Genomic DNA, 9,280 nt, shown 5'->3' with positions numbered 1-9,280 from the left:
GCCCGCGCCACCTCCCCGGATCGGCGCACCCCGGCCCGCCTGGGCTCGACCGGTGCTCAGCCTCGACCTCGGGCTCGGGCCCGACCTCGGGCTCGGCTTTGGGCTCGGCTTTGGGATCGACCTCGGGCTCAGCCCCCGGCCACCGATGGCAGGATTTGGATCTCCGCGCCTGCCGGCAGCGGGGTCGACGGGCCCGCGAGGGCGCGGCACTCCTCGCCGTTGACGTAGAAGTTCACGTAGCGGCGCAGGGCGGCGCGTTCGTCGCGCAGTCTGCGGTCCAGGCCGGGGTACGTGCCGGCCAGGACGTCCAGGGCCGTGCCCAGGGTGGCCGGCTCGGGGACGTCGACCTCGACGGACGACGAGCCCTCGGTGACGCCTCGCAGGACGCCCGGGATCAGGACCGTGACCTTCACGCCGGGATCACCGCCGCCCGGACCGACATCACGTCCGGCAGGTGGGCGGCCACCCGGTGCCAGGTCTCGCCCTCGTCCGGGCTCGCGTAGACCTCGCCCGAGCGGGAGCCGAAGTAGACGCCGGGCACGGGGGCGTCGTCGGTGCACAGGGCGTCGCGCATCACGGCCGTCCAGAAGTTGTCCGGCAGGCCCGCGCCGAGGGCTTCCCAGGAGGCGCCCGCGTCCTGGGAGCGGTAGACGCGGCACTTGCCCTCCGGCGGGAAGCGGCGGCCGTCGGCTTCGATCGGGAACGTGAAGATGGTGTCCGGGTCGTGCGGGTGGACGACCATCGCGAAGCCGAAGTCGGTGGGCAGGCCGTCCGCGATGGACTGCCAGGAGTCGCCTCCGTCGTCGCTGCGGTACACGCCGTGGTGGTTCTGCGCGTAGAAGCGGGACGGCGCGGCCGGGTGCTGCGCGACCTTGTGGACGCACTGGCCGAACTCCGGCCACGGGTCCGGGAAGAAGTACGCCTTGATGCCCTTGTTGCGCGCTTCCCAGGACTTGCCGCCGTCGGCGGTGCGGTAGACGCCGCCGGTCGACATCGCCACGAGCATCCGGTCCGGGTCGGCCGGGTCCGGGACGATCGTGTGGACGGCCTGGCCGCCGAAGCCCGCGCCCCACTCGGTGCGGTGCGGGTGGTTCCACAGGCCCTCGACGAACTCGAACGAGCGGCCGCCGTCCGACGACCGGAAGAGCGCGGACGGCTGGGTGCCCGCCCACACCACGCCCGGTTGCGAGGCCGGGGCCGGCTGGAGCTGCCACACGCGTTCGAGCGCCGCGTCCTGCACCGGGAACGCGATCGGGGGCGACGCCGACTCCTCCCAGGACGCACCGAGGTCGTCCGAGAGCGACACGCCGGGGCCGAAGTGCGGGGACGCCACGCCTGCGAGCAGCCGGACGCCCTCGCGGGTGTCGAACGCGACCGCGTACACCTCCTGCATCGCGTGGTGCGGCCCGTCGACCTCCCACGTCACCCGGTCCTCGCTGCGCGCCAGCCACAGGCCCTTGCGCGTCCCGATCGCCACGACCACCGTCATCTCGCCCAGACCTCCTGCCGGAAGATGTGATGCGGAGCACGTTACGCCGGGGGTCTGACAATTTCCGTACAGGCGGGAAACCCCACGCAGACCCACAAGTTACTCACTGGTAGCGTCCGGCGGAGACGAGAAGGAGGCGCCCCGTGCTGCTCGACCCGAACCACTACGACCCGGCCCATCTCGACGACGAGACCCGCCGCCTGCTCAGGGCGACCGTCGACTGGTTCGAGGCCCGCGGCAAGCGGCAGCTCATCGCCGACGCGCAGGACAAGGTCTGGTACTCGGAGTTCCTCGACTTCGTGAAGCGGGAGAAGCTCTTCGCCACCTTCTGCACGCCGAGCAGCGTCGACGGCACCAGGCGCTGGGACGCCGCCCGCAACGCCGCGTTCAGCGAGGTGCTCGGCTTCTACGGCCTGCAGTACTGGTACGCCTGGCAGGTCACGGTGCTCGGTCTCGGCCCGATCTGGATGAGCGGCAACTCCGAGGCCAAGCAGAAGGCGGCAAACCTCCTGGACAGCGGCGCGGTGTTCGCGTTCGGGCTCTCCGAGAAGGAGCACGGCGCCGACGTCTACAGCACCGACATGATCGTCACGAAGACCGACGACGGCTACGTGGCCAACGGCAGCAAGTACTACATCGGCAACGGCAACGTCGCCGGCATGGTCAGCGTCTTCGGCAAGCAGGGCGACGACTACGTCTTCTTCGCCGTCGACAGCCGGCACGAGAACTTCAAGCTGGTCAAGAACATCGTGGACAGCCAGATGTTCGTCAGCGAGTTCCGCCTGGAGGACTACCCCCTCACCGACGCCGACGTCCTGCACCGCGGCCCCGAGGCCTTCTCCGCCGCGCTGAACACCGTCAACGTCGGCAAGTTCAACCTCTGCACCGCGACGATCGGCATCTGCGAGCACTCGTTCCACGAGGCGATCACCCACGCCCACAACCGGATCCTCTACGGCAACCCGGTCACGGACTTCCCGCACGTGCGGCAGAACTTCGTCGACGCGTACGCCCGCCTCGCCGCGATGAAGCTCTTCTCGGACCGCGCCGTCGACTACTTCCGCAGCGCGGGCGAGGACGACCGCCGCTACCTGCTCTTCAACCCCATCACCAAGATGAAGGTCACGAGCGAGGGCGAGCACGTCATCGACCTGCTCTGGGACGTCATCGCCGCCAAGGGCTTCGAGAAGGACACCTACTTCACCCGCGCCACCGCCGACATCCGCGCACTGCCCAAGCTCGAGGGCACCGTGCACGTGAACCTCGCGCTGGTGCTGAAGTTCATGCCGAACTACTTCTTCAACCCCAAGGCGTACGCGGAGGTCCCGACCCGCCACGACGCCACCGACGACGACTTCTTCTGGCACCAGGGCCCCGCGCGCGGCCTCGGCAAGATCCAGTTCCACGACTGGGAGCCGATCTACGCCGAGCACGCCCACCTGCCCAACGTCGCGCTGTTCCACGAGCAGGCCGCGGCCGTCAGGACGCTGCTCGCGACCGCCGCGCCCGACGAGGCCCAGCAGAAGGACCTCGACTTCCTGCTGAACCTCGGCCACCTCTTCACCCTGGTCGTCTACGGCCAGCTGGTGCTGGAGCAGGCCAAGATCACCGGCACCGACGCGCACGTGCTCGACCAGGTCTTCGACGTCCTGGTCCGCGACTTCGCCGGGTACGCGACGGCGTTGCACGGCAAGGCGAGCAGCACCGAGGCCCAGCAGCGGTGGGCCGTCGCGCAGATCCGCAAGCCGCACGCCGACCAGGCCCGGTTCGACGCCGTCTGGCAGCAGGTCGAGGAGCTGTCCGGCCGGTACGAGATGCGCCCCTGACCGCACGGGTGGGCGTCGCGTGAGCCCGACGGCCCCTTGACGCCCACCCGCGCCAGGCGTTTCCATGTGTCTGATCGTGTTCGAACTTGTTCTGTCTTGAGCACGACCGCCGCCGCCTTGACGAGTCCCTTGTCACGAGGAGCGCGTGCACGTGGATCAACGCAGATCGAAGTGGCGCACAGCGGCGGTGGTGGCCCTCGTCGCCGCCGGTGCGATCGTCACCCCCTCCGCCCAGGCCCAGCACGTCCGGAAGGACGACGGCCTCGCCCTCACACCGCCGATGGGCTTCAACAACTGGAACAGCACGCACTGCCGTGACGAGTTCGACGAGGCCATGGTCAAGGGCATCGCCGACATCTTCGTCACCAGGGGCCTGAAGGACGCGGGCTACGAGTACGTCAACCTCGACGACTGCTGGGCCCTGCCCGAACGCGACGGGGACGGCGACCTCGTCCCCGACCCGGCGCGTTTTCCCAACGGCATCAAGCACGTCGCCGACTACGTGCACGGCAAGGGCCTGAAGCTCGGCATCTACACCAGCGCCGGCACCAAGACGTGCGCCGACACCGGTTTCCCCGGCGGCCTCGGCCACGAGGAGCAGGACGCCAGGCTGTTCGCGAGCTGGGGCGTCGACTACCTCAAGTACGACAACTGCAACAACCAGGGCGTCGACGCGAAGTACCGCTACACCAAGATGCGCGACGCGCTCGAGGCCACCGGCCGCGACATCGTGTTCAGCATCTGCGAGTGGGGCGAGAACGAGCCGTGGGAGTGGGCGCGCGACGTCGGCCACCTCTGGCGCACCACCGGCGACATCACCGACACGTGGGACTCCATGCTGTCGATCGCGAAGCGGAACATGGCGCTCGCCGACCACGCGGGCCCCGGCCACTGGAACGACCCGGACATGCTCGAGGTCGGCAACGGCGGCATGACCGACGTCGAGTACCGCAGCCACTTCGGCCTCTGGTCGATCATGGCCGCACTCCTGCTGATCGGCACCGACCTGCGCAGGGCCACGCCGGAGACGTTCGAGATCCTGGAGAACCGCGAGGTCATCGCCGTCAACCAGGACGAGCTCGGCGTGCAGGGCAGGGTCGTCCGCGACGACGGCGGCACGCACGTCCTCGTGAAACCGCTCAGCGGCGGCGACCGGGCCGTGCTGCTGTTCAACGAGAACGACAGCCCGGTCACCGCGTCCGCCACGGCGGCGGAGCTCGGGCTGGGCGGGGCGACCGGCTACAAGGTCCGCGACCTCTGGGCCAAGACCACCGCCCACACCGCCGGCACGATCACCGCGCACCTCCCCGCGCACGGTTCGGCGATGTTCCGCGTGAGCGCGGCGAACGACTGGTACCGCTACCCGCCCGCCGTCGCCACGGCCGCGTCCGGCGAGCTCCTCTACCCCGGCGCGCTGCCGATCGTGCAGCCGGGCAAGACGGTCACCTACACGACCTCGGTGACCAACGACGGCCACCTGCCGGTCACCGGGGTGCGGGCCGAGCTGCGCGTCCCGGACGGCTGGACGGCCAGGGCGGCCACACCGGCCTCCACCGCCGTCCTCGCCGGCCGCAGGGCGTTCACCACCACCTGGCGCGTCACCGTCCCGGCGACCGCGCGGGAGGGCCGGGTCCCGATCGACGCGAGCTTCGCCTTCCGCTCCCCGCACGAGCACGACCCGGTGCACAGGAAGCACTCCGTCGAGGCGCTGGTCCCCGGCGCGGCCCCGCAGGGCGAGCGGTTCCTCAGCGACCTGAAGTGGTTGCGCAGCGCCAACGGCTGGGGTCCCGTCGAGACCGACACGACCAACGGCGAGACCGGCACCGGCGACGGCGGCCCGATCACCCTTCGCGGCACGGTGTTCGCGAAGGGCCTGGGCACGCACGCCCCCGCGCGGATCGAGTACTACACCGGCGGCGCCTGCGCGAAGGTCACCGCGACCATCGGCATCGACGACCGCAAGGCCGACCCCGCCAGTCTCGTGACCTACGAGGTCTGGGCCGACGGCAGGAAGGTCCACGACAGCGGCCCGGTCACCGCCACCGACGCCGCGAGACCGCTGGAGGCCGACGTCTCCGGGGCCGCGGTCGTCCGCCTGGTCGTCACCGACGGCGGCAACGGCAACGCCTACGACCACGCCGACTGGGGTGACCTGAGGATCGGCTGCTAGGTCCTCTCCAGCGCCGCGACCAGGAGTTCCAGCCCCGACTCGGGCTCCTGGTCGCGGGTCGTGCGGCGCACCGCGCGGACACTGGCGAAGACCGCGTGACGTGGAGTAGCTTCCTCGCGACGCACGGCGTACGCAGGGAGATCCGTCGGCATGACCGAGTCCAAGGCGCTCAGAGCGCTGCGCGAGGCGATCGTCCTGGAGCACGTGGAGTCGCAGAACGACCACGACTTCGACGCCTCCTTGACCACCTTCCCCCGCCCCCGCTACGAGATCATGGCTTCCGGTCAGGTCTTCGACGGCGTGGACGAGGTGCGCGCGTACTGGCAGCGCACCCGCGCGGCGTTCCCCGACCAGCGCACCCTCGTGGTCGACGTCCACCACGCCGACGACGCCGTGATCGTCGAGTTCGAGCTCCAGGGCACGCACCTCGGCAGCCTCACCGGCGAGGAGGTCACCGGCCGCAGCTTCAAGGTCAGGATGGCCGGGTTCTTCCTGTTCGACAAGGACGTCCTGATCTGCCAGCGGATCTACGGCGACACCGCGACCGTCATGGCGCAGCTCGGCATGCTCGACGTCCCGCCCGAGTTCTAGAACACCACCCGCACCTCACCGACGACCTGCCCGCCGCCGAGCACCGGCACCGACAGGTGTTCCCCCGCGGGCGACACGTCGTACCCCAGCGCCGCCAGCGCCGTGAGCCCGATCGCCGTGGTGGCACGGGGACTGCCGTCGAGCACCTTCACCGCCACCGCGTGCCCCGCCGCCGTCGCCAGCACCAGCACGCCCTCGGCGCCGCCCTTGGCCACCACGTCCGGCAGCAGCTGCATCACGACGGTGTTCACGTGCCCGGTTCCCCCGACGTACTCGGGAAAACGCCGCATGGCCTCGGCGACGGGGGTGCGCACGAGCCCCTGCATCGCGCGCGCCAAGCCGTGCAACGAGACCCCGTACACCGGCGCACCGCACCCGTCGACCGCCGTGTGCACGACAGTCTCCCCGGACAGCTCCTCGACCGTGCGCAACACCTTTTGCTGCAACGGGTGCGCGGGCTCCAGGTAGGTCCGCGTCGGCCACCGCGCCGCCACGCACGCCGCGAGCATCGCCGCGTGCTTGCCGGAGCAGTTCATCCGCATCCGTGACGGCTCGCTCAGCCGTTGCCGCGTCTGCTCGTCCTCCGGCCAGGAGGCGGGGCAGCGCAACGCCCCTCCGGGCAGCCCGCCCAGCACCCGCACCACCAGCTCGGCGTGCCGGTCCTCCCCCGTGTGCGACCCGGCGGCGATCGCGAGCGCCGGCCCCGCCAGCGGCGCTCCCGCGGACAGGCAGGCCAACGCCTGGAACGGTTTCAGGCACGACCGCGGCAGCACCACGTCCTCGACGGACCCGAGGGAGATCCCGGTCTCACCGGACGGCAGCAGCCCGACGACGCTGCCGTGGTGCAGGCTTTCGACGAAACCGGACCGGGTGACCTCAGCGAGCAGTGCGGGCACGGGTGGCCTCCAGCCGGTGCGCCAGCCGGGACAGCGCCAGGTTGACCACGAGGTAGACGAACGCGACGACGAGGAACGTCTGGATCAGCAGGCCGTTGTAGTTCGCGAGCACCCGGCCGTTGAACAACAACTCCGCGTAGGACACGACGTAGCCCAGCGAGGTGTCCTTCAGCAGGCTCACGGCCTGGGTCACGAGCAACGGCGCCATGTGCCGGACCGCCTGGGGCAGCACGACGAACCGCGTCACGACCCCGTCCGCCATGCCGAGCGACAGGCCCGCCTCGCGCTGGCCGGGGTCGACCGACGACACACCGGCGCGGAAGACCACGGCGTACGAGGCCGCGTGCGACAACGCCAGCGGCACCACGAGCTTCCAGAACAACGGCAGGTCCACGCCGAACGACGGCAGCACGAACAACATGACGTACACGAGCAGCAGCACCGGGACCGTGCGCATCACCTCGGCGTAGCCGCGGGTGAACCGGTTGGGCCGCAACGCGAGCAGCAACCCGCCCGCCATCGCCAGCACCCCGGTCGCGCACGCCGCCAGCACCGTCGACCCCAGGCCGTCGAGCAGGTAACGCCACACGGGCCAGGTCAGGTACGGCCGCCAGCGTTCGGCGTCGAGCTGCCCGCCGGCCGCGAACTGCCGCAACCCCAGTGCCACCAGCCCCAGGAGCACGGCGGCGGTCACCACCGTGGCCAGGCGGACGCGGCGGCGGCCGCGGGGACCGGGGGCGTCGAACATCAGGCCAGCCGCCGTTCCAGCGCCCGCGCCCCGAGCCCGATGCCGGCCGCCAGCACCAGGTAGCAAAGGCCGGCACCGGTGAAGACCAGCAGCGGCTGGGCCAGCTCCAGGTTGATCCGCTGTGCCGCGCGGGTCAGGTCCACCACGCCGACCGCCCCGGCCAGCGCCGTCGCCATCGTCAGCGCGATCGCGATGTTCGCGAGCGGCTGCACCACGCGCCGGGCGGCCTGCGGCAGCACGACGTGGCGCAGCGACTGCCGCACCGACAACCCCAGCGCCCGCGCGGCCTCGCCCTGCCCGGTGGCGACGGAGTTCACCCCCGACCGCAGCGCCTCCGCCACGAAGGCGGCCTCGTACAGGGCGATCGCGGCGAACGCCGTCCAGAACAGCGGCATCGTGAGGCCCACCTCGGGCAGCCCGAACACGAACAGCACCAGCCACGCGAGCAGCGGGACGTTGCGCCACACCTCGACGTAGACCGCGCCGGCCCCGCGCAGCAGCGGCACGGGCACGATCCTCAGCACCGCGACCACGAGCCCGACGAGCAGCGCCGCGGCGAACGACAGCAGGGTCAGGGCGACCGTGGTGAGAAAGCCTTCGAGGACAAGGCTCATGAGGCGATCGCGGGAGGCGCCGGAGCGTCGCCGGTGACCACGGTCCCGATCGTCTGCCTCCACACGTCCTGCCACAGGCCGGACTCGCCGATCTCGCGCAGCCAGTCGTTGACGACCGCGGTGAACTCCGCGTCGCCGTGCCTGATGCCGATGCCGTACGGGTCCTCGGTGAACGGCTCGCCGACGAGCTGCAGCTCGCCGTCCTTCGACGCGTCGGCCACCAGGATCGCCTGGTCCTGCACGTAGGCCTCGCCGCGGCCCTGCTTCAGCGCGGTCAGGCACTCGGGGTCGGAGCCGAACTCGACGATCCGCGCGGTCGGGGCCGCGTCGCGCACCGCCTTGACGCCCGGCGTGTTCGCGCCGACGATCACCGTCTTCCCGGCGAGGCCGGCGGGTGTCGCGATGCCGGTAGTGCCCTTGCGCACGGCGATCGACTGGCCGGACCGGTAGTACGGGCCCGCGAACGAGACGCGCTCCCGGCGCGCGGGCGTGATCGTGTAGGTCTGGATGATCACGTCGACGGTGCCGTTGGACAGCAACGGTTCGCGCGTCTCGGAGGTCGCGCTGAGCAGCTCGGTGTCCGGCTCGCCGAGGAGGTACCGCGCGAGGAGCTTGCCGAGGTAGGCGTCGAACCCGGTGAGCTCGCCGCTGACCGGGTCGAGCTGCGAGAGCAGCGGGGCGTCCTGGGAACCGCCGATCACGAGCTTGCCGCGCGCGCGGATGCGGTCCACGGCCGAGCCGGGCGTCACCTGGCCCGCGTACACGGGTGCCTTGGCCAGCAAGGCTTCGAGCTTGCCCGCCCCGCCGGGGACGGCGCCGGAACCGCCGGAGCACCCGGCCACGAAGAGCAACAGCGCCGCTACGGCCAGTTTCCCCATGCGGCGAAGCTACTGACGGTGTTCGGAAGAGCACAAGACGCACCGAAGCCGCCTGTCCGATACAGGAC

General features: G+C 71.1%; 10 protein-coding genes. 3 read left to right on the top strand and 7 right to left on the bottom strand.

What is annotated here, in order from left to right; translation table 11 throughout:
• Positions 1-128: 128 nt before the first annotated feature.
• Both ACFWGZ_RS36050 and ACFWGZ_RS36045 read right to left on the bottom strand, forming a co-directional pair.
• On the bottom strand, positions 129-413 hold the full coding sequence (locus ACFWGZ_RS36050) for a MoaD/ThiS family protein (RefSeq protein ID WP_382456072.1): 285 nt from the start codon (positions 411-413) through the stop codon (positions 129-131).
• Entirely contained in the window at positions 410-1,489 is a 1,080-nt protein-coding gene (locus ACFWGZ_RS36045) for a WD40/YVTN/BNR-like repeat-containing protein (RefSeq protein ID WP_382456071.1), read from the bottom strand. Before ACFWGZ_RS36045 ends, ACFWGZ_RS36050 begins: the two co-directional genes overlap by 4 nt.
• A gap of 143 nt (positions 1,490-1,632) precedes the next feature.
• Here ACFWGZ_RS36045 and ACFWGZ_RS36040 point away from each other — a divergent pair, with 143 nt between their 5' ends.
• Together ACFWGZ_RS36040 and ACFWGZ_RS36035 are read left to right on the top strand one after the other, a co-directional pair.
• A complete protein-coding gene (locus ACFWGZ_RS36040; protein WP_382456070.1) occupies positions 1,633-3,315 on the top strand; it encodes an acyl-CoA dehydrogenase in 1,683 nt (560 codons plus the stop codon).
• A 151-nt stretch (positions 3,316-3,466) separates the two neighbouring features.
• Positions 3,467-5,485 (top strand): NPCBM/NEW2 domain-containing protein, encoded by a 2,019-nt coding sequence (locus tag ACFWGZ_RS36035; RefSeq protein WP_382456069.1) that lies wholly within the window; start codon positions 3,467-3,469, stop codon positions 5,483-5,485.
• On the opposite strand, the gene ACFWGZ_RS36030 is transcribed toward ACFWGZ_RS36035, so the two are convergent.
• Positions 5,482-5,637 (bottom strand): hypothetical protein, encoded by a 156-nt coding sequence (locus ACFWGZ_RS36030; protein WP_382456068.1) that lies wholly within the window; start codon positions 5,635-5,637, stop codon positions 5,482-5,484. The two genes, ACFWGZ_RS36035 and ACFWGZ_RS36030, sit on opposite strands and share 4 nt — an antisense overlap.
• Between ACFWGZ_RS36030 and ACFWGZ_RS36025 the strand changes: the two genes are divergently transcribed.
• Positions 5,636-6,076, top strand: a complete 441-nt coding sequence (locus tag ACFWGZ_RS36025; protein WP_382456067.1) for an ester cyclase — start codon at positions 5,636-5,638, stop codon at positions 6,074-6,076. The genes ACFWGZ_RS36030 and ACFWGZ_RS36025 overlap by 2 nt on opposite strands.
• Here the strand turns inward: ACFWGZ_RS36025 and ACFWGZ_RS36020 are convergent.
• From ACFWGZ_RS36020 to ACFWGZ_RS36005, 4 genes are read right to left on the bottom strand one after another with little or no spacing between them, the layout of a single operon-like run.
• Positions 6,073-6,972: an asparaginase gene (locus tag ACFWGZ_RS36020; protein ID WP_382456066.1), complete on the bottom strand. Its 900-nt coding sequence runs from the start codon at positions 6,970-6,972 to the stop codon at positions 6,073-6,075. The two genes, ACFWGZ_RS36025 and ACFWGZ_RS36020, sit on opposite strands and share 4 nt — an antisense overlap.
• Positions 6,953-7,720, bottom strand: a complete 768-nt coding sequence (locus tag ACFWGZ_RS36015) for an amino acid ABC transporter permease (protein WP_382456065.1) — start codon at positions 7,718-7,720, stop codon at positions 6,953-6,955. Before ACFWGZ_RS36015 ends, ACFWGZ_RS36020 begins: the two co-directional genes overlap by 20 nt.
• Positions 7,720-8,334: an amino acid ABC transporter permease gene (locus ACFWGZ_RS36010; RefSeq protein WP_382456064.1), complete on the bottom strand. Its 615-nt coding sequence runs from the start codon at positions 8,332-8,334 to the stop codon at positions 7,720-7,722. The genes ACFWGZ_RS36015 and ACFWGZ_RS36010 overlap by 1 nt, the downstream gene beginning before the upstream one ends.
• Entirely contained in the window at positions 8,331-9,212 is an 882-nt protein-coding gene (locus ACFWGZ_RS36005; RefSeq protein WP_382456063.1) for a glutamate ABC transporter substrate-binding protein, read from the bottom strand. Before ACFWGZ_RS36005 ends, ACFWGZ_RS36010 begins: the two co-directional genes overlap by 4 nt.
• Positions 9,213-9,280 lie beyond the last annotated feature (68 nt).

Source organism: Lentzea sp. NPDC060358 (assembly GCF_042725365.1).
Taxonomy (GTDB): Bacteria; Actinomycetota; Actinomycetes; order Mycobacteriales; family Pseudonocardiaceae; genus Lentzea.
Note: the sequence above shows the minus strand (reverse complement) of the source record. Positions and strands in the feature narration are given on the sequence as shown.